The following is a 24155-nucleotide window of genomic DNA, read 5'->3' as shown; positions in this document are numbered from 1 at the left end:
CTGTTCGACAAGACTAATTTCAATGATGTCAAAGATCTAAATGATCCCCTGATTCCGGGGCTTTTTGATTAATTGTTTAACTCGTCCCATTTTAACGGGACACTAATGACCTTATATATTTGGTTGCTTCCAGGTTATGCAGTAGGAGCTTTCATCTGTTTTTGGTGGTTCAGGTGGCAACGGTGGCGTTTCCGTTTTCTTATAGCTGGAGGTATGGCATGCTTTGCTCTTTTCTTTGGTATTCTTTATTTTGGAGTTTCACCCGACAGTACTTATGAGATGCTCTACCTGCCTATGTTCCTGCGTGGTTTAGGGATGTTGACGCTTATTATAGCTTTCGCACTTTTTGCCGTCGAAGATCTGCCTCCGAAATATCTGCTTTCGAATGCTTTTTTTCTTATAACCTTTCGTTCGGTGCTAACGCCGGTTATTGCTTCGGCTTTTTACAGCAATACGCTTTATCGTCTGCAACAGAAATATATGGTAGAACTGTCCGAAACACTCAGCGCTACAGATCCATTGGCCGTAGATCGTTGGCAATCTGCTCTGAACAGTAGTTTGGCGCAAGGACATGGCATTGATGAAGCTACCCAACTCGCGACCAATACACTCTATACTGTTTTGCAGCAACAAGGCACTCTATTGGCTTTGAAGCATATTTTAGGCTGGCTTTTTGCTATAACTTTGATTATAGCCATCGTTTCCCGCTTTATTCCATTTCATAAGACGGTACGGGTACCGGTTATCCATACAGGAGAAGATATGGTATAATGGGGATTAGGAAGATTGAGGTATAAGAATAAAAAATAAACGTCTGTCTTCGGCAGCTTTAATAGAAGACAGACGTTTTTGTATTATTTTAATATGCTTAGATGTTTTTCTGTCGATGACATACAGTTCCTGTAGCCTGATTGGTAGGCATCACCAATACTTCGGCTATTTGGATGTGTGCCGGAGCTGAAGCTGCGTAATACACCACATCGGCAATGTCATCCCCTGTCAACGGTTTGAGGCCTTCGTACACAGCGTCTGCTTTATTTTTATCCCCTCGGAAGCGGACGACGGAGAAGTTTGTTTCTACCATGCCCGGCTTGATGTTGGTCACTCGTAATGGCGTATCTACCAAGTCGATGCGTAGACCGTCGGACAATGCTTTAACAGCTGCTTTGGTAGCACAATATACACTGCCTCCTGCATAAGCCGCATCACCGGCAATAGAACCGATATTGATGATATGTCCACTGCCGCGTTCTACCATTCCTGGTACAATCATCCGTGTCATGGCTAGCAATGCCTTGATGTTCGTATCAATCACGATGTCCCATTCGTTCAGTGAGCCTTCATATTCTTTATCCATTCCGATGACCAGTCCGGCATTGTTTATCAGGACATCGATGTTTCTCCATTTTCCTTCCAATGAATCGACCGCCTGACGCATTGTTTCACGGTCGCGTACATCGAATGGCAATGTAAGAACTTCTACGCCTTGTGCCGTTAGTTCTTCTTTCAGTGCTTCCAACTTTTCTGTATTCCGTCCATTCAATATCAGATTGCTTCCCATTGCTGCAAATTTGCGGGCACATCCTTCACCAATGCCGCTGGTAGCTCCAGTGATAAAAATCAGTTTTCCTTTCATGTTACTATAATTGATATTTTATTCTTGATTGTTTTGCTTGAACTGTTTCAGTATTTCAGTTCCTTTTATTGTATCAGATTCCTTTATCATGATTTGTATTAGCTGGGCAGGAGTGACGATAGGACCATAACCGCTGCGCGTACTGTTGGTCAAAAAACAATCGATGTTATTGTCTTTCAAGATGCTTTCCAGCAATTGGCACTCCCAAAGCTCACCTCGATAAAGTTCGACGATTTTGTCTTGTTTCATGTCATATCCTTTATTTATTTCTGCTAAGATATCTACAATCTTTTGTATATCAAAGGAAAAATCGAATTTCTTGCAGCTTTAGAAGGTGCTGCCAAGCAATAGAATCGGCATGGTAAAAGAAAAGCGGACCGATTGCTTGTGGCTCGGTCCGCTTAAGATATAGAGGATGAATCAGGGGAGACTTACAATTCGATGACCAATGATTCGCGTGGTGCCATCTTCAGATCTTCTGTGAAGCTGATGGTGCGACCGCTAAGAATGTCTTTGCCCTGCGTTGCATCTTTCAGAATTTCTTTGTAGAACTTCAGGGGAAGGGTAGTTTCATTGTCTGTACCGTTCAGCATGACGAATACCGTTTTGCCTTCATATTGGCGGGCATAGGCATAAACTCCGTTTTGTACCATGAATTGTGTCATGCTGCCTTTGGCGATGACATCGTTGCCTTTACGCCAGTTCAGGATGGTTTTATAGAAATTGTAGCACTCGTTTTGCTGTTCAGTGCGTCCTCCAGCGGTGAAGGCATTCTGTTTGTCGCCAGCCCATCCACCAGGAAAGTCGCAGCGCACATAACCGTCGCTCTTGCTTTTGGTTCCGTTCATCATGATTTCTGTACCATAGTAGAGCTGTGGGATACGTCGTGTGGTGAGTAGCAAGGTTGTAGCTTGTTTCAACATGGCGAAGTTTTGTCCTTCACCCAGAAAACGGTCTGTATCATGATTTTCGATGAAAGCCAAGACACTGGCAGGATTGGGATAGAGGAAGTCGTAGACGAAGTTATTGTATACGCGATCCAAGCCTTTGAACCAGGTTTCGGTCTGTTCGTTCTTGGCGATATTTATCTTATCGTAGAAGCTGAAGTCCATTACAGTCTTTAGATTGCTGTTCTTCGGAGCCGAGAGCTTGGAATCTTTCTGCCACCAGGCGGTATAGGCAGGTTCAGTTACCCAAGTCTCGCCTACGGTATTGTAATTGGGGTATTCTTCGTTGAGCTCTTTCATCCATTGGCTCATGCCATCGTAGTCAGCGTAGGGGTAAGTGTCCATGCGGATGCCATCGATACCTGCATATTCAATCCACCAGAAGCTGTTCTGGATGAGGTATCTCAGTACGTGTGGATTCTTTTGGTTCAGATCGGGCATGGCTGTTACAAACCATCCGTCGTTCATTTGGTCGAAATCATATTTTGACGTGTAGGGATCTACGTGTGGAGTTAGTTTAAAAGAAGTCTGGACGAAGTTGTTCTGGTAATCGGAGTTGTTGAACCAGTCTTTGGAGGGCATGTCTTTGATCCAGATATGGTCGACACCGCAATGATTGAAGATCATGTCCATTACGATTTTGATACCACGCTGGTGTGCTTTCTCGATCAGCTGACGGTATTCTTCGTTGGTACCAAAACGAGGATCTACTTTGTAATAGTCTGTTGTGGCATAGCCATGGTAACTTCCTCCTTGCATGTTGTTTTCCAAAACGGGTGTAAACCACAGAGCCGTTACACCTAGGTCTGTGAAGTAGTCCAGATGCTGTTCAATACCGGCCAGGTCACCGCCATGGCGGGCATTTGGATCATTGCGGTCTACTTTAGCATCCAGCATACCTTCTATTTGGTCGTTATCCGGATTACCGTTAGCAAAGCGGTCGGGCATTAACAGGTAAAGGGCATCCGATGCATCGAATCCCTTATGGTCACTGCCTTTCATAGCACGCGCTCTTAGTTCATATTCCTGCACAGTTTTTTTCTTTCCTTGAGCAAAGGTGAGAGCCATTTTACCAGGCTTTACGTCTTTGTCTAGTTTCAGGTAGACCAGCAGGTAATTGCTGCTTTCCAGCTTCACGGTGCTGCTCACTGATACGCCAGGATAGTCTACCGTGACACGTGCATCGCCGATTCCTTCGCCATAGACCATCAGCTGCAGTTCGGGGTTCTGCATGCCTGTATACCAGAAAGGGGGATCAATTTTGTTGATGTTAGGTGCTGCGTAGGTAGTAAGGGACAGCAGCATCGTCCCGAGAAGGGAAAATACTTTCTTTTTCATGATAGTAATTTTACGGTTACAATTTAGTGGGGCTAATATAAGACAAATGGCGGAGATACGCTGTGTTTCTCCGCCAATCACTTTCCTTTATATTATGCAAACGTTTGCTTTATGCTACTTTGAAGTAGGTGGATTGACCTTTATAGCTGTTTTTCCTTGGAAGAAATCTTCCACTTTCTTTCGTTTCCGCAAATCTTGCAGCCATGCTTCGGCGGCGTTGTATCGATTGTTTTCGTTGATGACAATGTCACCTTCTTCCGTCATCTCTTGTGGTTGATCCTTGCTTTCTTTAAGACGGGTCTTGAGGTAGGCTTCCAGATATTTTTCGGTACTTTCCAGATCTTTCAGGTGATAGAAAGAAACAAAGGCAGCTTTGTAGAGCACATAATGTGCCTGTGGATTGTATTTGTATTGTTGCATCAGCGCTTTTATCTGTTTGCGGGGTTCGGCTGCCTCTCTGCAGCAGTCGGCCAAACCACCATAGAGTCGTGCCACCACACTGTCCTGTGGGAAAACCAGCCGGATGGCATCTTCCATGTATTCCATACCTTTCTTCTTCCAAAGCGTTTTGGAGCAGGCTTTTCCCAGATAGTAGAGTAGGTCGATGTGGTCGGGAGCATGTTTACGGGCGGCTTCCAGCAGGTCGTGTGCCTCGTAGGGCTGGTTCAGGGCATAGTGGCTGATGCCGGCATAGTAGCAGTTGTAGAACGAACTGTCTCCCTGGACCAGCAAAGGCTGGTATCTTTCCAATGCCTTTTGATATTCTTGGTTCAGGCAGTAGGCTTGTGCTTCCAGACGGTTGACGGTCGCATTGGTGGTGTCTGTTTTTCGATAGGCTTCGCAAGTTTCGATGGCATAATCGTAATAGTTGTTTCGAATGTACAGGCTTGCCAACTTGGAAGCGGCGAGGTAGTCGTCAGGATAGCGTTCGTGTATTTCCATGTAGGCGCCAATTTGGATGTTGGGGTCGGAATACAATCCTTCCAGACTTTGTGCTTTCAGGTGGAGGATGGTTGCAGAGCTGTCCTGTTCGGCCAAGGCAGTGCTTTCGCCTAAAGCCTCCTGATATTTCTGTAAATTCAGTAGCTGGCTGATATACTGGATACGGGCATATTTATGGTCAGGTTTTAGGTTCAGTACCCGTTTGTAGCATAATAGGGCCGGTTGAAATTTTCCCAAGGTCTTGTAACATTCTCCTGCCTCAATGTATGCCCGTGGGTTGAGTGAGTCTTGTTTGGTCAATTGGTTGAACACGTTCAGGGCTTCATTGTTTCGTCCCAGTTCTTTCAAGGCTTTTCCTTTCAGATAGAGCAGAGGAATACTTGAAGGTGTTTTCTCCATTAATTGGAGGGCAGCTTCATAATCATAATTGTTCATAGCCTCTCGAATATCATTGGAAACAGGGGATTGGGCGGTGGTAGCCAAGATATGACCGAGAAAGGCGAAAAAAAGAATAATTCGTTTCATACATGTTGCTTTTTAAAGTGTGAGGCTAATATATTAAGATTTTATGTATTTACGAATTGTTCGTAATATAATTGGGATAGATTAACATTAACGGATATAGATGGTCGTTAGTGAATATCCTATTCTGGCTCTGTAAACACCTACTTTAGCGACGTAACTATGGACTTTAGCATCGTAACTATGGACTTTAGAAACGTAACTAGGGATTATATTAGAGAGCAATGGAATATTGTCCTTTTCCTATGGACTGTGAATAAAATAAAAATCCCCATAACTCATTGAGTTACGGGGATTAATTATCTTGATTAAGTATTGAATTACTTATTCAAAGCAGTAGCAACGTCAACGGCGCAAGCTACTGTACAACCTACCATCGGGTTGTTACCGATACCCAGGAAGCCCATCATTTCTACGTGAGCAGGAACTGATGAAGAACCAGCGAACTGAGCATCAGAGTGCATACGGCCCATAGTATCTGTCATACCGTAAGAAGCAGGACCGGCAGCCATGTTATCGGGGTGCAGTGTACGACCTGTACCACCACCAGAAGCTACTGAGAAGTAGGGCTTACCTGCCAGTACGCGCTCTTTCTTGTACGTACCTGCAACCGGGTGCTGGAAGCGGGTGGGGTTGGTAGAGTTACCTGTGATAGATACGTCTACGCCTTCCTTCCACATGATGGCTACACCTTCGCGAACGTCGTCGGCACCGTAGCATTTTACTTTGGCACGAGGACCATCGCTGTATGCGATTTCCTTCACAACTTTCAGCTCGCCAGTGTAGTAGTCGAATTGAGTCTGAACGTAAGTAAAGCCGTTGATACGAGAGATAATCATGGCAGCGTCCTTACCCAGACCGTTGAGGATACAACGCAGAGGCTCTTTACGAACCTTGTCAGCCTTAGCGGCAATCTTGATGGCGCCTTCGGCAGCGGCGAATGATTCGTGACCGGCCAAGAAAGCGAAACATTTAGTTTCTTCGCTCAGCAAACGGGCTGCCAGGTTACCATGGCCCAAACCAACTTTACGGTCGTCGGCTACAGAGCCGGGGATGCAGAACGCCTGCAGACCGATACCGATAGCTTCAGCAGCTTCGGCAGCTGTCTTCACACCTTTCTTCAGTGCGATAGCGCAACCTACTACGTAAGCCCACTTTGCATTTTCGAAGCAGATAGGCTGAGTTTCTTCACAAGTCTTATAAGGATCGAGGCCGTAAGATTCGCAGATTTGGTTAGCTTCTTCGATATCCTTGATACCGTTTTCGTTCAAAGCAGCAAGAATTTGCTTGATACGACGGTCTTGGCTTTCAAATTTCACTTCTCTAATCATATTCCTTCCTCCTTATTCTTTACGTGGGTCAATGTATTTAACTGCACCGGCCTCTTTGCTGAAGCGTCCGTAAGTACCGGTTACCTTCTTCAGAGCTTCGTTGGCGTCTGTGCCCTTCTTGATTTCGTCCATGAACTTGCCCAGGTGAACGAATTCATAGCCACAAACCTGATCGTCTTTATCCAGGGCAATGGTCTTGATATAGCCTTCAGCCATTTCCAGGTAGCGAGTACCTTTGGCCAAAGTACCATATAATGTACCTACCTGGCTACGCAGACCTTTACCGAGGTCTTCCAAGCCGGCACCGATCATCAGACCGCCTTCAGAGAAAGCTGACTGAGTACGTCCGTATACGATTTGCAGGAAGAGTTCGCGCATAGCTGTATTGATAGCGTCGCAAACGAGGTCAGTGTTCAGGGCTTCGAGGATAGTCTTGCCCGGGAGGATTTCAGAAGCCATAGCAGCAGAGTGAGTCATACCGGAGCAACCGATAGTCTCTACCAAAGCTTCCTGGATAACGCCTTCCTTTACGTTGAGGGTTAATTTACAAGCACCTTGCTGGGGAGCACACCAACCGATACCGTGTGTCAGACCAGAGATGTCAACGATTTCTTTAGCTTTTACCCATTTACCTTCTTCGGGAATAGGAGCCGGTCCGTGGTTGGGACCTTTCTTTACAACACACATGTGTTCCACTTCGTGTGAATAAGTCATAATTAGCTCTTTTTAGTTAGTTATAATTAAAAAAACGTAGTTCCACTTTGTAAAACTGAGGCAAAGTTAACCGTTTTCTTTTATCCTGCCAACCGTTCAATTTGACTTTTTTATTAAAAATAAGTAATGAAAGAACCTGCGTTTGCGTATTGCAAAGTAGACTTTGCAATCTGTTGGCGTTTTGGCGAGATTCTCTCCTTCATCTTTATTATTGGAAATCGGAGTTGCAAGGAGAGTTCGCTTCGTTTGATGTGCCAGCTTTCATGATGTCTTCGACCAGACTGTTGATGTAGAGTTCCAGATAGCAGTAACCGCTAGTCGGGTCGATGTCCTTATAGGTCTTGCCTGTCGGCAGGTGTTGGGCAGCCCATGCATCGGGTATCCCGTCGTTGTCTGTGTCCTGGGGTTTCTCTGTACTGTTGTAGGCAGGCCATCCGCCGGCATCGGCTTGCGAGTCTATCAGGCCGTTAGTGCTTCCGTTACTGCCTTCGTATTCGTAAGTACCGTTTTTCACATCGTCAACGATGCGTTTGTCTACGGCATCGCGCTTCATGCTTGCGCCGGCATAGGCCAGCACTTTGTCGTAGGCTTCGGAAGCGGTGTGGGTGCCTGTCGGCTCTACTTCATAGGCTGTCTGGCTGATGATGGCGTTTTTTCCGCCATCGGGCAAGGGATAGCCGTTCTTGGTGTCGGGATGGAGGCCTTCGGCATTGTCGCGGTTGACGGCATCAATCAGTGTTTGGTAGTTGGAGGGCACCAGCTGGTTGTCGAACAGGTTTCCGTTCAAATAGAATGTTCCCCAGATGCCTGCCTGATTTTTCTGCGTGCCATCGTCGGCGTTGGGTGCGAAGATGCGGTTGACCAGCCCTTTTTTCGTGATGGTCGATGGGCCTGGTTTGTAGTAATTGTTGACGAAGTTGTAGCGTCCTCCCTCGCCGGCATAGCCGCCGTTGGTAGGTCCCCAGTTATAGAATACGTTGTTGCGAAGGTCTACCAATTCGTCGTCGGGCCGACCTGAGAAACGGCTTCCGCAGAGGCGTGGCGTACGACTTTTGTGGTGAGCCATGAGGTTGTGGTGGAAGCTGGCTCCTTCGCCTCCCCAGATGCCGCCATAGCCGTGGCTACCCTTGCCATGGACGGAGTTGGTGAGGCTTTCGCTGAGGATGCACCATTGCAAGGTGAAGTTCTTGTTGCCGTAGAAGGAAGAACATTCATCTGTACTCCAGCTCATGCTGCAGTGGTCGATGATGACGTTCTGCTGATTGCGTCCCCACATGGCATCATCCTCCGTTTTCTGTTCGTCGCCCATGCGGCTTCGGATGAAACGGATGATGACGTTGTCGGCCTTCACCACGAACGAGTAGTTCTTCAGGCAGATGCCGTCGCCTGGAGCTGTTTGTCCGGCTATGGTAACGTCTCCATTCTTTATTTCAAGCGTCTTCTGCAGCTCGATGATGCCCGATACGTCGAAGACGATGATACGTGGCCCCGTCATGGCCAAGCCGTTTCTGAGCGATCCGGCACCACTATCATTCAGATTGGTGACGTGATAGACGGTACCGCCACGTCCGCCCGTCGTGGTGTTGCGTGCAAAACCTTCGGCGCCAGGGAAGGCTGGGGCAGAGGGGGCAGGTTCGTCTGGAGTATCTGTGGGGTTATCGTCGGGGACGGTGACAGGAGGTACAGGTTCTTCGGTCGTGCTTGCCGGTGCCTGACAGGCACTTGTCAGAAACAGCAGGAACAGCCCTGCTTGGAAAAACAGATTTTTCATGATTTCAGATGGATGTTTTTTTTAGTTGATTAATTGCTGGCAAAAATAGGGAATTGCCGGCTGGGTGAGGTGTAGATTTTCTTTTTCTATGTGGAAGTTTCGTTCTTTTTCTTTTATTTTATAGCTTTGTACCCGATTTTATACACGAGTAGAAGTTATGATAGAAGTAAAAGACGAAATGTTGCAGCAGGCGGCCGGCGAAGGTATGGATGCCTTTATTAAGGTGTTTACCGATGCGTATATGGAAGCTTTGGGCGGCAAGCTCACGGCTGAAAACATGGCTTTGCTGACGGGCGAGCAACATACGTTGTTGGCCTATGTGTTCTTCCGCGACGAGGTGATGGAGGGCGGTTTCTGTCAGCTCATCCAGAACGGGTATGGCGGATACATTTTCGACAATCCTTTCGCCAAATCCATGCGCCTTTGGGGAGTGGGAGAGCTGGGCAAGCTGGTCTATGCCGCCAAGAATATCTACGATGCCAACCGTGCCGACTTGGAGCGTGAACGTACCGACGAGGAGTTCATGGCCATGTACGAGCAGTATGAAGCGTTCGACGATCTGGAGGATGAATTCCTGGAGAAGGAAGAGATGTTCACGGCGCAGGTAGCTGAATATGTGGACGAGCATTTGGATCTTTTTGCCAAGGTCGTATAGAGAGCGATTGGAGCTCTTTCTTTTACGGATGACAAAGCTATGTTTTCTCCTCGATAAAGCATTGCTTTCTCCTCGGTAAAACACTGTTTCCTTTTTAAGGGAATGATACAGGCGGGATGGAAACGGAGTTCTGAATAAAAGTTAAAAAGTAAATCCGAATGCAGTATTTTAGCATACTTGTCATTTTGTCTTAAAAACAATGAAAAAACGTGGCGTGTAGTAGGCTACTCGCTCCATTATGTCTAATTTTGCAAAACTTAATACCAATAATTTGAAAATGAAACAGATTAAAACTTTGATGGTAGCTGCCCTGACGCTGGTGATGGGCGTAATGATGACTTCATGTTTGAATTCAGACGGAGGGGAGTCTTTGTATGATGGCTATTTTTTGGCTAAGGTAGTGTCTGCCGGCGGTTTGTATGGTGGAGCTACGTTGCAGGATGCCGGCGGTAATACTTACCAGGCCAGCGCAACTTCTGTGGCTAAGCTCGAAGCCAATGGATTCAGCTTCACTGACGTCAAAATGGCCTTTATTTATTATAAATTTTCTGTAGACGAAAATGGCAACCAGATAACTCCGCCCGATTATAATGCAACGGAACCTCAGACTTTTCAGATAGAACTGGTCGGTATCCAAGAAGCTCCGACAGAATATGCTGAAAGAGTGGAAAGTGCAGAAGAGCTTGAAACAAACAAATATGAGACAGCTCCTATTGCCATTTCTGATATGATCGGATCTTCAAGCAATACCGTGAAGTTCGATTTCTATGAAAACGAACCGATGCTTTACATGTATCTGCAGTGGCTCTTGACAAATGGTGAAGATGAATTCAAGAAACATCATATCCGTTTGGTGTACGCTCTTGATGAAATTACTGCTGATTCGAACGAGCTGAGATTCTATCTGTGCCACGACAAGGGTGACGATGACGGAAAGACTGCTTATATCCAGAGCTGGTATTGCTTCTACATACAGAATGCATTGGCTGATTTCGAGCGTGTTACTGGCGCGAAACCGACTACAATAAAGTTGTCTTTGTACGAAGATCCTAGCTCTACGGGTACAATGCCTACCAATCGTACAGATTATACAATCGATAATAATAATGACTAAGCATTGAATTATAAAGAACTTCTCAATATAACCCTGAGACTGATTTCCTCCCCTGCGCAAGCTTGGGAGGAAATTCGTTTGGAAGAGGATAGGCGAAAAGTCTTCACGGCTTTTGTCTATCCTATGATTGGTTTATGCGGGTTGTCCGTCTTCATCGGTTCGCTGATAGTGTTGGGGTGGAGTGGGCCGCAGAGTTTCCAATATGCCATGACGAAGTGCTGCGCGGTGGCGGTAGCCCTGTTTGGCGGCTATTTTTTGGCGGCCTATCTTATCAATCAGGCGGCCGTTCGTTTCTGCGGGATGGGCGATAATCTGTCGCTGGTTCAGCAGTTCTCGGGCTATGCGATGGTGGTGGTCTTCCTGCTTCGGATGGTGCTGGGTATCTTGCCCGATTTTCAGATCATTGCCATGCTGTTGCAGTTCTACACGGTCTACGTGGCGTGGGAGGGTAGTGCGCGACTGCTTCAGGTGTCGGATGCCAACCGCCTGCGTTTCACCCTGACGGCTTCCGTGCTGCTCATCGTCTGTCCGATGCTGATCGAATGGATCTTTAACCGGCTGACCATCATGTTGAACTGATTTATCATTACCAATATCCATTGCTGAAAAATGAAACAGGCTCCTGTAAACATTAAGAATAAACGTGCGACGTTCGACTACGAGCTGATAGACACCTATACGGCGGGCATCGTGCTGACAGGTACGGAAATCAAGTCCATCCGCTTGGGCAAGGCCAGCCTGGTGGATACGTTCTGCTACTTTGCGAATGGCGAGCTGTGGGTGAAGAACATGCACGTGGCCGAATATTTCTATGGTTCGTACAACAACCACAACGCCCGTCGCGAGCGCAAGCTGCTGCTCACCCGCAAGGAGCTGGAGAAACTGGAGCGTACGTCCAAGGATCCCGGCTTCACCATCGTGCCCGTTCGCCTCTTCATCAACGAGAAGGGATTGGCCAAGCTCGTCGTGGCGCTGGCCAAAGGCAAGAAGCAATACGACAAACGCGAAGCGCTGAAGGAGAAAGCCGACAAGCGCGACATGGAACGTATGTTCAAACGATAAAACCGATTTTATGAAACTGGAAGACCTGGTGCGCCGACGCATCCTAATTCTTGACGGTGCGATGGGCACCATGATACAACGATACAACTTGACAGAGGCCGATTTCCGCGGCGAATTCTTTAAAGAAATACCCGGGCAGATGAAGGGAAACAACGACCTGCTCTGTCTGACCCGCCCCGACATCGTGTCGGACATCCACTGCAAATATCTTGCCGCTGGGGCGGACATCATTGAAACCAATTCGTTCAATGCCACGCGCGTCAGCCAGGCCGATTATCACGTGGAGCATTGCGTGCGCGACATCAATTTGGCAGCCGCCCGCTTGGCCCGTCAGGCTGCTGATGCCTTTTCGACGGAGGAGAAGCCGCGCTTCGTGGCAGGCTCTGTGGGCCCCACGAACAAGACCTGTTCCATGAGCCCTGACGTGAGCAATCCTGCCTACCGCGCCCTGACCTTTGACGACCTGGCCGACGCCTACCGCGAGCAGATGACTGCCCTGCTGGAGGGTGGGGTGGATGCGTTGCTCATCGAAACTATCTTCGATACTCTTAATGCCAAAGCTGCCCTCTATGCAGCGGAGCAGGCGATGGAGGAAATGGGACGCCGTGTGCCGCTGATGCTCTCCGTCACTGTTTCCGACACGGCAGGGCGTACCCTGTCCGGCCAGACGCTGGACGCCTTCTTGGCTTCCGTGCAGCATGCCGATATCTTCTCCGTGGGCCTGAACTGTTCGTTCGGTGCCCGCCAGCTGAAACCCTTCCTGGAGCAGCTGGCCGCCCGCGCTCCCTATTACATCAGTGCCTATCCCAATGCCGGCCTGCCCAACAGCCTGGGGCAGTACGACCAGACGCCCGACGACATGGCCCGCGAGGTAGGCGAGTACGTCCGCGAGGGCTTGGTGAACATCATCGGCGGCTGCTGCGGCACGACCGAAGAATACATCGCCCGCTTCCCCGCTCTGGTGGAAGGCGCGGCTCCCCATACGCCGGCTCCCGCGCCGGAAAACCTCTGGCTCTCCGGCCTCGAACTGCTGGAGGTGAAGCCCGAAAACAACTTCGTCAACGTGGGCGAGCGTTGCAACGTGGCCGGCTCGCGCAAGTTCCTGCGGCTCATTAATGAAAAAAACTACGAGGAAGCCCTTAGCATCGCCCGCCGTCAGGTGGAGGACGGGGCACAGGTCATCGACATCAACATGGACGACGGCCTGCTTGATGCCAAAGAAGAGATGACAACCTTCCTCAATCTGATAGCCTCCGAGCCCGAGATTGCCCGCGTGCCGGTGATGATAGACTCCTCGAAGTGGGACGTCATCGTGGCTGGACTGAAGTGCGTGCAGGGCAAGGCCATCGTCAACTCCATCTCGCTGAAGGAAGGCGAGGAGAAATTCCTGGAACATGCCCGCCTCATCCGCCGCCTGGGCGCCGCCGCGGTGGTGATGGCCTTTGACGAAGAGGGGCAGGCCGATACCTACGAACGCCGCATAGCCGTCTGCAGCAGGGCTTACCGCTTGCTGGTAGACGAAGCTGGCTTCCGTCCGTCGGACATCATCTTCGACCCCAACGTCCTGGCCGTGGCCACGGGCATGGAGGAGCACGACAACTACGCCGTCGACTTTATCCGCGCCGCGGGTTGGATACGCCGTAATCTACCCGGCGCACACGTCAGCGGCGGCGTCAGCAACCTGTCGTTTTCCTTCCGCGGCAATAACTACATCCGCGAGGCCATGCACGCCGTATTCCTTTATCACGCCATCCGCGAGGGTATGGATATGGGCATCGTCAACCCCGCCTCGTCCGTCCTCTACACCGACATCCCCGCCGACGTGCTGGAGCGCATCGAGGACGTCGTCCTGAACCGTCGTCCCGACGCCGCCGAGCGCCTCATCGAGACTGCTGAACGCTTGAAAGCCGAAAAGGAAGCCGAGAAGGCTGGCGGAATCTCCGCTTCTGCGTCCGCACAGCAGGCTTGGCGCAGCGGCACGCTGGAGGAACGCCTCACCTACGCCCTGACCAAAGGCATCGGCGACTACCTGGAAGAAGACTTGGCCGAGGCCCTGAAAAAATATCCAAAGGCCGTGGACATCATCGAAGGACCGCTGATGGCGGGCATGAACCACGTGGGTGATCTCTTCGGTGCCGGCAAGATGTTCCTCCCCCAGGTGGTGAAGACCGCCCGCACGATGAAGAAAGCTGTCGCCATCCTGCAACCTGCCATTGAAGCCGAAAAGACCGAGGGCATGGTTTCGGCTGGACGCGTACTGCTGGCTACGGTGAAGGGCGACGTCCACGACATCGGCAAGAACATCGTTGCCGTCGTCATGGCCTGCAATGGCTATGATGTCATCGACCTGGGCGTTATGGTACCCGCCGAGACCATCGTGCAGCGCGCCATTGCCGAGAAGGTAGACATGATAGGCCTGAGCGGCCTCATTACCCCGTCGCTCGACGAGATGGTGCACGTGGCCGCCGAGCTGGAGAAGGCCGGCCTCGACATCCCCCTGTTGATAGGCGGCGCCACGACTTCGGCCCTGCACACGGCCCTGAAGATAGTCCCCGTCTATCACGCGCCGGTGGTTCACTTGAAGGATGCTTCGCAGAACGCTGCCGTGGCGGCCCGTCTGATGAATCCGCGTCAGCGCGAGGCCTTCGTCCGTGAACTGGATGAGGCAAATCGCGCCTTGTTGGCCCGTAGCGAGGCCTGCCAGACGCCGACCATTCCCCTCGAAGAGGCTCGTAAGCGCCGGCTTAACCTCTTTACTGACTGATTTTCCCTCCGCCTCCATTTTGGTCGAATTTCCCGCTTTCTGCATATCTCTGAATTGATATTTTGAGTCTATAAAGCGCTTTACAATGCTGAAATATTCATATTTCGGTGCTGTAAAGCGCCTTTTCACATCAAAATATTAATATATTTAGTCCTATAATACGCATTATGGCTTCAAAATAGGCTTATGAAAGCTCAGAGACAGATTTCATTACAGGGAAAAAAGAGGAAAGAAAGGGGGAAGAAAAGCGTCTGCGCCCCTCAGCAGTGGTGCGGAGGGGCGTAGACGGGCAGAAGGTTATTGTCGAATCTTCTTCTTATACTGTTCGAACCGTTCGGTAATCTCCCGCACGAAATTGTAGGTCTCCGCCCCGCGGAAGTAGCCAAATTTGCAGACAGGGTCGGTGAAGTATTCTTCGTTGGCCTTCAGCAGGATGTATTTTTCCACGTTGTCGCGCCAGACGTTCTTGTCCTTCCCGTACTTTTCGGCCAGCGCCATGGCATCCTGCACGTGGCCGATGCCCGAATTGTAGGAAGCCAGGACGAAGTTCACGCGCTCTTCTGCCGGCAGGTCCTTGAAGCTTTGCGCCGTCAGGCCGATATATTTCACGGCGGCTTTCACGCTCTCCTCGGCATTCTGTTCCTTGCCTATCGGAACTCCCATAGCATGGGCCGTAGAGGGCATGAGCTGCATCAGGCCGCGGGCGCCGGCCCAGGAGACGGCGGCGGTGTCGAAATTGGATTCCGTGTAGGCCAGCGAGGCCAGCAGGCGCCAGTCCCAGTCTATCTCCTTGGCATATTTCTTGAAAAGTTCGTCGTAGTGGGAAATTCGTCCTTCGCGCAGCGAGAGGATAGGCGTGTGGGGTGTCGATTTGCTGATTTCGAAGTATCGTTTCGTACTGGCCTTGTAGTCGGGCGAGGTCATGTTGGCGCGATGCCATTCGCTGGCGGCTCGTGCCAGTTGCGGGCAGTCGCGGCGGACGGCCCAGGAGGAGCGCTGGTCGAAGCTGATGGCCAGATTGATGTTCAGGTTGGGGTAGTAGGTGCGGTTCAGGCGGGCGATGTCGTTGTCCGTTACCGTGTAGGGGATTTTTCCCTGTGCCACCTGTGCGATGAGGTCTTCAGCGCTCAGGCTGTCGCCCCTGACGAGGTGGATGCGAATGCCTCCGCCCAGTTCCTTGTTCAGGTTGACCAGCCGTTCGTGGTACTTTCCAGGTTTCACGTAGACGTCTTTGCCGACGAGCTCGGTGACGTCCTTCAATGGCTTTTCCCGTCCGCCGCCCCGTTGCACAATGACTTGGTGGGTGATGACTTCTTCGCCGCAATAGAGCAGGCTGTCTTTCCATTCCTTGGTGATGGGCAGGGTGTAGGCTATCAGGTCGCCTTCGCCGGCTTGCAGCTTGCGGATGAGGTCGCGGACGTTCCGGGCCACTTTCACCTTGAGCTTCAGGCCGAGGCTCTTGGCGAACTGTTCGCTCAGTTCGTACTGGAATCCCATGTCCTGTCCGCGGTAGATGAAGTAGGACGTGGAGCTGTAGAGGGTGAGCACCACCAGTTCGCCGCTGTCCTTGATTTGTTGCAGGTCGTGCACGCGTTCTTCCTCACTGCCCGCACGATTGCCACGACAGCCTCCGATGGCCAGCAGACACAGCAGGACCGTTCCGATGATGCTTGTCAGCTTACGATTTCTCATTTATCTTTGTTTCTGGTTAGTCATTGTCATGAATGTGTCGTTTGATGTACATCGTCAGGATGTCGATGGCCACCTGGTTGTTTCCGCCTTCAGGTACGATAAGGTCGGCATATCGCTTGCAGGGTTCGATGAATTGCTGGTGCATGGGCTTCAGAACGCGTGTGTAGCGTTCCATGACGGCTTCGGCGGTACGTCCACGTTCCACCACGTCGCGCTGGATGACACGGATGAGGCGTTCGTCCGGGTCGGCATCGACAAAGACTTTCAGGTCCATCATGTTGCGCAGTTTCTTGTCGCACAGGGCCAGGATGCCTTCGATGATGATGACGTTACGCGGCTCAATGTGGATGGTTTCCGGCAGGCGCGAGCAAGTCAGGTACGAGTAGGTGGGTTGTTCGATGCTCTTGCCCTCGCGCAGCATGGCCACGTGTTTGGACAGAAGGCTCCACTCGAAAGCGTCGGGATGGTCGAAATTGATGTACTGTCTTTCTTCTACAGGCACGTGGCTACTGTCTTTGTAATACGAATCCTGGGGTAACAAGACAACTTCGCCTGCAGGCAGGCTTTCGATGATTTTCTTTACGACGGTGGTCTTTCCCGAGCCCGTTCCGCCGGCTATTCCGATTATTAACATCCGTTTAAATGTATTTCTGAAACAAAACAAGTATTTTTGCATCCGTTTTAAGGACTGCACTTTTGTCAGCAAATATAGTATAAATCATTAAAATAACAAAGTTATGGTGAAACACATTGTATTGTTCAAGTTGAAAGACGACGCATCGGCCGACGCGAAGCTGGCTGCCATGCATGCTTTTAAGGATGCCATCGAAGCGCTTCCCGCCAAAATTCCCTTTATCCGCAAGATTGAAGTGGGCCTGAACATCAATCCTGCCGAGACGTGGAGCATCGCCCTCTACAGCGAATTCGACACGCTGGACGATGTCAGACAGTATGCCGTGCATCCCGATCATGTAGCCGCTGGAAAGCTGCTGGCCGAGGTGAAGGAAAGCCGTGCCTGCGTCGACTATGAATTGTGATTTTAACCCGAAAAAAGTTTTGTAGATGAAAAAAATACTGTTTTCACTGATTGTCTCTTTCCTGGCTTTCGCCGCGTATGCCCAAATACAGGAACCGGTGAAGTTCAAGACCGAGTTGAAGAATGTATCTGCCACCGAGGTGGAAATTGTGTTCACCGCTTCCATCGAACAAGGATGGCATGTCTATTCTACTGACCTGGGCGACGGCGGCCCCATTTCGGCTACGTTCAACACAGACAAGCTGACCGGTGCCCAGCTGGACGGAAAGCTCCGTCCCGTAGGCAAGGAAATAGCCTCGTTCGACAAACTGTTCGAGATGGATGTGCGCTACTTTGAACACACGGCACAGTTTGTCCAGAAGTTGAAGCTCACCGGCGGTGACTATCAAGTGACGGGCTATCTGGAGTATGGTGCCTGTAACGACGAAAACTGCCTGCCTCCGACGCAGGTAGAGTTCAGTTTCTCCGGTAAGGCCGAGGGAACTTCTGCTTCAGTGCTGGCGGAGACTCCGGCGGAGAAAGTTGATACGGCTGCTGCTCCCGCCGTTATCGGTAGTGCCGACGGTCCTACTTCCGTGGTGGTTTCCGACAACGATTTGTGGAGTCCCGTCATTGACGAACTAAACGCTTTGGGAGAGACTACTTCGCAGGAAGATATGTCGTGGCTCTACATTTTTATCACTGGTTTTGTTGGAGGTTTGCTTGCGTTATTCACGCCCTGCGTGTGGCCTATTATTCCGATGACGGTCAGCTTCTTCCTGAAGCGCAGCAAAGACAAGAAGAAAGGCATCCGCGACGCTTGGACTTACGGTGCTTCCATCGTAGTCATCTACGTCACGCTGGGACTGGCCATCACGGCTATCTTCGGTGCCAATGCACTGAACGCCCTTTCTACCAATGCCATCTTCAACATCTTCTTCTGTCTGATGCTGGTGGTGTTTGCTGCCTCTTTCTTCGGCGCCTTCGAAATTACGTTGCCTTCCAAATGGAGCAACGCTGTTGATAGCAAGGCCGAGGCTACGACCGGTTTACTGAGCATATTCCTGATGGCCTTCACGTTGTCGTTGGTGTCCTTCTCCTGCACGGGTCCCATCATCGGTTTCCTGTTGGTACAGGTGTCTACTACAGGCAATGTGATTGCTCCGGCTGTAGGTATGTTGGGATTTGCCATTGCTTTGGCATTGCCTTTCACGCTCTTTGCCCTCTTCCCCTCGTGGCTGAAGTCCATGCCTAAGTCGGGCGGTTGGATGAATGTCATCAAGGTGACGCTGGGTTTCCTTGAACTGGCTTTTGCGCTGAAATTCCTTTCCGTGGCCGACCTGGCATACGGCTGGCGTATTCTCGACCGTGAGACCTTCCTGGCTCTGTGGATCGTGCTCTTCGCCTTGCTGGGCTTCTATCTTTTGGGTAAGATCAAGTTCCCTCACGACGACGATGACACCAAGGTCAGCGTGCCCCGCTTCTTCCTGGCGCTGGCTTCGTTGGCTTTCGCCGTTTACATGGTGCCCGGTCTGTGGGGTGCTCCGCTGAAGGCGGTCAGTGCCTTTGCACCGCCCATGCAGACGCAGGACTTCAACCTCTATAACAACGAAGTTCATGCTAAATTCGACGACTACGATGCCGGCATGAAGTATGCCCGTGAACACGGCAAGCCTGTGATGCTCGACTTTACCGGCTACGGCTGTGTCAATTGCCGCAAGATGGAGCTTGCTGTCTGGACCGATATGAAGGTGGCCGACCTCATCAACAACGACTACGTGCTCATCACCCTCTACGTGGACAACAAGACCCGCCTGCCCGAACCTGTTAAGGTCATGGAGAACGGTACGGAACGTACCCTCCGCACCGTGGGCGACAAGTGGAGTTACTTGCAGCGCGTCAAGTTTGGCGCCAATGCCCAACCGTTCTATGTCCTGATCGATAACGAAGGCAAGCCGCTCAACAAGTCTTATTCTTATGATGAAGACATCGACAAGTACGTCGATTTCCTCCAGACGGGACTGGATAATTATAAGAAGAAATAAGCTCGGTCTTATCGCTCTGTTCAGGCGCGGAATGGCGCGGATTTTTATCTGTCCCGTCCGCGCCTGAATTATTTTTACGTATCTTTGCTGACAACTAAAAGCAAACTACGTATGGAAACAGGCAAACTGGATACAGAAAGAAACTCGCAGACGGCGGAGTTACCTATGGAGTCCAATCCCGAATTGGAGTTGGCATGGCAGCTGGTGGAATACACTGGCGTGAACGTTTTCCTCACCGGCAAGGCTGGTAGTGGGAAGACTACTTTCCTGCGCAGCCTTCGCGAGCGGTCTACCAAGCGGATGGTGGTATTAGCTCCTACGGGTGTGGCAGCCATGAATGCGGGTGGTGTTACCATCCATTCGTTCTTTCAGTTGCCGTTCGCACCTTTTGTGCCCGAATCTCATTTCGGAGGAGAAGCCAAGTATCAGTATCGTTTCGGTAAGGAGAAGGTCAACATCCTGCGTAGTCTCGATCTGTTGGTCATTGATGAAATCAGCATGGTGCGCGCTGACCTGCTCGACTCCGTGGACGACGTCCTGCGCCGCTACCGCGACCGTCATAAGCCTTTTGGCGGTGTCCAGCTGCTCATGATAGGCGATCTGCAACAGCTTTCGCCTGTTGTCAAGGAGCAGGACCAACAGTTGCTTTCTCCCTATTATGACCATTTCTATTTCTTCGGCAGCCATGCGCTGGCACAGGCCGGTTATGTGACGGTGGAGTTGACCAAAGTTTATCGTCAGAGCAATGCCGAGTTTCTCGACTTGCTGAACTGTATCCGTGACAATCGGGTGGATGTCTCGGTACTCAATCGCTTGAACCGCCGTTGCCTGCCCAACTTTGCTGCCGAACAACCCCGTGGCTACATTTATCTGACTACCCACAACCAGAAGGCCAATGATCTGAATACTGCTCGTTTGGAGCAGTTGGCAGGAGAGCCTCATGTTTTCTGTGCCGAGATGGAGGGAGATTTTCCCGTCTACATGTATCCCACGGAGGAAGAACTGGTGTTGAAGGTGGGAGCGCAGGTCATGTTTGTCAAGAACGACATTTCGGGGCAGCACCGTTACTACAACGGCATGTTGGGGCGTATCATTTCACTTTCAGTTACCGGTCCTGTAGAAGTGGAGACCGAAGACGGGCAGCAGATAGCCCTCGATCGCGAGGAGTGGACCAATTGCAAATACTCTCTCGACCCTGAAACCAAAGAAATCACGGAAACGACCCTGGGTACCTTCAAACAGTATCCTTTGCGGTTGGCTTGGGCCATTACGATTCACAAAAGCCAGGGCTTGACGTTCGACAAAGCCATTATTGATGTTCGCCAAGCCTTTGCTCCCGGTCAGGCCTATGTGGCTCTCAGTCGTTGCCGCAGCCTGGAGGGATTGGTGTTGAGTGCGCCCGTCGAGGCTTCGGCCGTCATCTCAGACCGCATCGTCACCGACTTTGTCGACCACATCCCTGCCCAGATTCCCGATGCTTCTTGTATGGCTGCTCTCCAGCAGGCGTATTTCGAGGACCAGGTGGCAGGACTTTTCGGTTTTGCCCGCCTGTCCCGTCTTTTCCATACCTATCTCCGTCTGGTGGATGAATATCTCTATCGTCTCTATCCCCAGTTCCTCGGTGCACTCAAAGCCCAGGCCGACGGACCGATGAAGGAATTGGTGGATGTCGGGAATAAGTTCGTGGCCCAATGCAGCCGTATCATTGCCACCAGTGCCGACTACACTCACGATGCCTACTTGCAACAACGCTTCCGTGCCGCTTCGTCCTATCTGCACAAGCCTGTGGCCGCCCTTCTGTCCCTGCTCGAAGAAAATCCCGTGACTACGGACAACAAGGTCGTGAAAAAACGACTCGACGAAGCCTCTGCCGAACTGTTCATGGAACTTCGTCTGAAGGACGGCCTTCTGATTTGGACAGGAGAGCACGATTTCGTTGTGGCCGACTATTTGAAGCAGAAGAATCGCCTGACCATCGAACTCTCCGAAGCCCCCAAAGCGGCTAAAAAGAAAACCTCGAAAGAGAAGAAAGCCGAGGTTCCCCAAGACATCCTTCATCCCGCGCTCTTTGAAGCTCTGCGTGCCTGGCGTGCGTCGAAGGCTGCCGAACTGGGATTGCCAGCCTATACCGTTCTCCAGCAAAAAGCCCTGCTGGGCATTGCCAATCTGCTTCCCGATACTCTCGACTTTCTGCTTACCATTCCGTATTTGGGCAAAAAGAGCGTAGAGAAATACGGCGAAGAGTTGTTGGCTCTTGTCCATGATTACCGCCAGCAAAATCCCGATTGACTGCACTGATTTTGCCAAGGTCTACATTAGCTTTCTAAAGTGCCACTTTAGACTTGTAAAGAGGGACTTTACGGAGCTAACTATGGACTTTAGAAAGTAAAAAGATGGGTTGTAACATTGTGCCAGTGCCATGAAATACTAAGTTTTCGCGCATTTAGCATTTAAATAGTTCTTTTTTTTAATACATTTGTCATCTCAGACAGATACTTTTGTAGCCTGAAAAAATCTTGGATTATGTATTTAGCAGAAAAACAGATAGATGAACGTTCCTTGGTACTTCGTTTGATAGACGGAGACGAGGATGCCTTCTGTGAACTGTATGCCTCTTACAAGAATCGCTTGATTTATTTTGCCATGCGTTTTCTCAAATCCCGTGAATATGCAGAAGATGTTTTTCAGGATGCTTTCACTGTTATTTGGCAAGGACGTCGTTTCATCAATCCTGATACCTCTTTTTCTTCTTATTTGTATACCATCGTTCGGAATCGTGTGCTGAATCAATTGCGCGATTTGGATAATCAGGACAAGCTGAAGGAACAGATCTTAGCACAAGCTGTGGATTATACGGAGGATACAAAGCATCGGATTATGGCGGACGATCTGCGTCATTTGATAGCTTGTGCCATGCAGCAGCTGACAGTTCGCCAACGCGAGGTTTTCAGAATGAGTCGTGAAAAACAAATGTCTCATCAGGAGATAGCCGATGCACTGGGGATCTCTATTAATACGGTACAGGAACACATATCTACTTCACTGCGCGTTCTTCGTGTATATCTGGAAAAGCATAAGGTTCTGGGAGCAGACTTGATATTGCTGCTTATTTGTCTGAATTTGTAGAATGCCATTTGAATAGAATTTGGACTTAATTATTAAAGTAAGTTAATGACACCCTAGCAAGTCTTCTTTTTAGTGTATTATTCATACCAATGTAATAAATGTAATGATGGCCTGAGGGCTGGAAATAATAATTAGTGATGAAGAAGAAGCAAGAAGATTTATCTTTGTGGCGTCGTTATATGGATGGACTATATACGACAGAGGATGTTAGTAAAATGACTGAGACGTTGAGAAACGAACAGCCAGATAATTTTTTAGATGAAATGGCTGCTTTTGTTTGGGAGGATTCAGCTTCCCAACAAGCATCAACAGACTTGGAACGGGAAAAATATAAAAAGGAAGCTCGTGTGCTACTGAAGCGTATAGAGCCAAGGAAGCGAATCGATTATCGTCGTGTGGTATGGATTGTTGCAAGTGTAGCTGCCATGCTTTGCTTAGTATTTGGAGGAGCAGGTTATTGGCATTATGCGGTCCGTCAGCAAGTCTCATATTTGGAAGCCTCTACTACGTATGGCGAACATAAGGAAATTTGTTTGCCTGACGGAACCGAATTAATTCTCAATGCATGTTCCTACGTGCGTTATCCGGATCGTTTTGTTGGTGAAGAGCGCCGTATCGATTTGGATGGGGAAGCTTTTTTTCGGGTCAGCCATAATGAGGAGCAACCTTTTATTGTAAAATCACATTCATTTGATGTAAAAGTATTGGGAACCTGCTTCAATGTGAAGTCTTATTCTTCTGATGAAGTAGTTTCTGTCGATGTAGAGAGTGGAAAAGTACAGGTTGACATGCCTGAGGCTATGATGCGTTTGAAGGCAAATGAACAGGTGTTGATTAATACAGTTTCGGGTGATTACGTCAAACAGCGTGAAGAGCATACAGTTGCCGTATGGCGCAGTGGAAGCCTTCGTTTCAATGCCACTCCCATTCATGATGTGGCTAAGGAGCTGGAACGGAGGTATAATTGCCGTATCACTTTTGCAGAAGGACAGACTTTCGACAATCTGATATCGGGTGAGCATGATAACAAGAGCTTGGCTGCTGTACTTGAGTCTGTAGAATATACCAGTGGCATTCATTACCGCATGAAGGGGAATCAAGTTTTGCTCTATAAAGATTGAACTCGGGCCTTCCAGATGCATTTTCAGGCATCGGAGGGCCATTATTTTAGCCTTAAATTCTAAAATAATGTTAACTTTACCCTAGGTTGTTTTCGCAGCAGTGTATTATGTATAGAATACCTTCAAATGATGTTTAACGAAAATGTAACCGTATGAAAAAAGTAACTTGATAATTTTGCAAATGAAAATAGAGGCAGATTATATATCCGCCCCTATTCGTAATCGTTCTTCCTGCATCCATTCGTTTCGACCCGCTTGGATGTTTGGGGAATGCATTACCTTCCTTGTTTCTAATAATTTATTTAATCATTAAAACGCACAAATTTATGGATTATCTTTCTAACTCAAGAAGGAAAGGTA

19 protein-coding genes and 1 pseudogene are annotated in these 24155 nt (G+C 49.6%); 11 read left to right on the top strand and 9 right to left on the bottom strand.

Translation table 11 applies throughout. The features are described 5' to 3' along the window. Nucleotides 1-108 precede the first annotated feature (108 nt). Nucleotides 109-771: pseudogene (locus HF894_RS12925) on the top strand (MFS transporter); the annotation flags it as partial. 97 nt (nucleotides 772-868) lie between these two features. Here HF894_RS12925 and HF894_RS12920 read toward each other — a convergent pair. The 7 genes from HF894_RS12920 to HF894_RS12890 form a co-directional block, all read right to left on the bottom strand. Then, nucleotides 869-1636 carry an SDR family NAD(P)-dependent oxidoreductase gene (locus HF894_RS12920; protein WP_204970028.1) on the bottom strand — a complete coding sequence of 256 codons (768 nt, stop codon included), beginning with the start codon at nucleotides 1634-1636 and terminating at the stop codon, nucleotides 869-871. A gap of 18 nt (nucleotides 1637-1654) precedes the next feature. Beyond that, complete coding sequence (locus tag HF894_RS12915) at nucleotides 1655-1885, bottom strand: putative signal transducing protein (protein ID WP_021848687.1); 231 nt, start codon at nucleotides 1883-1885, stop codon at nucleotides 1655-1657. A 182-nt stretch (nucleotides 1886-2067) separates the two neighbouring features. After that, a complete protein-coding gene (locus tag HF894_RS12910; RefSeq protein WP_204972921.1) occupies nucleotides 2068-3921 on the bottom strand; it encodes a glycoside hydrolase family 13 protein in 1854 nt (617 codons plus the stop codon). Between the two features lie 114 nt (nucleotides 3922-4035). Then, on the bottom strand, nucleotides 4036-5388 hold the full coding sequence (locus HF894_RS12905; protein ID WP_204972919.1) for a tetratricopeptide repeat protein: 1353 nt from the start codon (nucleotides 5386-5388) through the stop codon (nucleotides 4036-4038). 317 nt (nucleotides 5389-5705) lie between these two features. Further along, nucleotides 5706-6716: a GGGtGRT protein gene (locus HF894_RS12900; RefSeq protein ID WP_071149403.1), complete on the bottom strand. Its 1011-nt coding sequence runs from the start codon at nucleotides 6714-6716 to the stop codon at nucleotides 5706-5708. 12 nt (nucleotides 6717-6728) lie between these two features. Continuing rightward, nucleotides 6729-7430 (bottom strand): iron-sulfur cluster assembly scaffold protein, encoded by a 702-nt coding sequence (locus HF894_RS12895; RefSeq protein ID WP_021846350.1) that lies wholly within the window; start codon nucleotides 7428-7430, stop codon nucleotides 6729-6731. A 208-nt stretch (nucleotides 7431-7638) separates the two neighbouring features. Further along, a complete protein-coding gene (locus HF894_RS12890) occupies nucleotides 7639-9201 on the bottom strand; it encodes a pectate lyase family protein (RefSeq protein WP_246593239.1) in 1563 nt (520 codons plus the stop codon). A gap of 157 nt (nucleotides 9202-9358) precedes the next feature. Between HF894_RS12890 and HF894_RS12885 the strand changes: the two genes are divergently transcribed. The 5 genes from HF894_RS12885 (at nucleotide 9359) to metH (ending at nucleotide 14796) form a co-directional block, all read left to right on the top strand. Further along, the gene (locus HF894_RS12885; protein ID WP_204972918.1) at nucleotides 9359-9856 is read left to right on the top strand and encodes a DMP19 family protein; all 498 of its coding nucleotides are present in this window, start codon (nucleotides 9359-9361) and stop codon (nucleotides 9854-9856) included. A 277-nt stretch (nucleotides 9857-10133) separates the two neighbouring features. Beyond that, entirely contained in the window at nucleotides 10134-10970 is an 837-nt protein-coding gene (locus HF894_RS12880; protein ID WP_204972916.1) for a hypothetical protein, read from the top strand. A gap of 3 nt (nucleotides 10971-10973) precedes the next feature. Continuing rightward, nucleotides 10974-11549, top strand: a complete 576-nt coding sequence (locus HF894_RS12875; protein WP_204972914.1) for a Yip1 family protein — start codon at nucleotides 10974-10976, stop codon at nucleotides 11547-11549. Between the two features lie 30 nt (nucleotides 11550-11579). After that, nucleotides 11580-12032 (top strand): SsrA-binding protein, encoded by a 453-nt coding sequence (gene smpB, locus HF894_RS12870; protein ID WP_021846355.1) that lies wholly within the window; start codon nucleotides 11580-11582, stop codon nucleotides 12030-12032. A 10-nt stretch (nucleotides 12033-12042) separates the two neighbouring features. Next, complete coding sequence (metH, locus tag HF894_RS12865) at nucleotides 12043-14796, top strand: methionine synthase (RefSeq protein WP_204972912.1); 2754 nt, start codon at nucleotides 12043-12045, stop codon at nucleotides 14794-14796. A 297-nt stretch (nucleotides 14797-15093) separates the two neighbouring features. Here the strand turns inward: metH and HF894_RS12860 are convergent, their stop codons facing one another. Together HF894_RS12860 and udk are read right to left on the bottom strand one after the other, a co-directional pair. Next, the gene (locus tag HF894_RS12860) at nucleotides 15094-16488 is read right to left on the bottom strand and encodes an MltF family protein (RefSeq protein ID WP_204972910.1); all 1395 of its coding nucleotides are present in this window, start codon (nucleotides 16486-16488) and stop codon (nucleotides 15094-15096) included. Between the two features lie 16 nt (nucleotides 16489-16504). Further along, nucleotides 16505-17122 carry a uridine kinase gene (gene udk, locus HF894_RS12855; protein ID WP_075317735.1) on the bottom strand — a complete coding sequence of 206 codons (618 nt, stop codon included), beginning with the start codon at nucleotides 17120-17122 and terminating at the stop codon, nucleotides 16505-16507. Nucleotides 17123-17225: 103 nt separating this feature from the next. Here udk and HF894_RS12850 point away from each other — a divergent pair, with 103 nt between their 5' ends. The 5 genes from HF894_RS12850 (at nucleotide 17226) to HF894_RS12830 (ending at nucleotide 23795) form a co-directional block, all read left to right on the top strand. Next, complete coding sequence (locus tag HF894_RS12850) at nucleotides 17226-17525, top strand: Dabb family protein (protein ID WP_021846359.1); 300 nt, start codon at nucleotides 17226-17228, stop codon at nucleotides 17523-17525. A gap of 25 nt (nucleotides 17526-17550) precedes the next feature. Continuing rightward, on the top strand, nucleotides 17551-19548 hold the full coding sequence (locus tag HF894_RS12845; protein WP_204972899.1) for a protein-disulfide reductase DsbD family protein: 1998 nt from the start codon (nucleotides 17551-17553) through the stop codon (nucleotides 19546-19548). Nucleotides 19549-19713: 165 nt separating this feature from the next. Next, on the top strand, nucleotides 19714-21837 hold the full coding sequence (locus HF894_RS12840; RefSeq protein ID WP_204972925.1) for an HRDC domain-containing protein: 2124 nt from the start codon (nucleotides 19714-19716) through the stop codon (nucleotides 21835-21837). Between the two features lie 234 nt (nucleotides 21838-22071). Beyond that, nucleotides 22072-22674 carry an RNA polymerase sigma-70 factor gene (locus HF894_RS12835; protein WP_204972897.1) on the top strand — a complete coding sequence of 201 codons (603 nt, stop codon included), beginning with the start codon at nucleotides 22072-22074 and terminating at the stop codon, nucleotides 22672-22674. Between the two features lie 137 nt (nucleotides 22675-22811). Further along, nucleotides 22812-23795 (top strand): FecR family protein, encoded by a 984-nt coding sequence (locus tag HF894_RS12830; RefSeq protein ID WP_204972895.1) that lies wholly within the window; start codon nucleotides 22812-22814, stop codon nucleotides 23793-23795. The last annotated feature ends 360 nt before the right edge of the window (nucleotides 23796-24155 follow it).

Origin of the sequence: Caecibacteroides pullorum, assembly GCF_019239235.1 — a bacterium.
GTDB classification, from domain to species: domain Bacteria; phylum Bacteroidota; class Bacteroidia; order Bacteroidales; family Bacteroidaceae; genus Bacteroides; species Bacteroides pullorum.
Note: the sequence above shows the minus strand (reverse complement) of the source record. Positions and strands in the feature narration are given on the sequence as shown.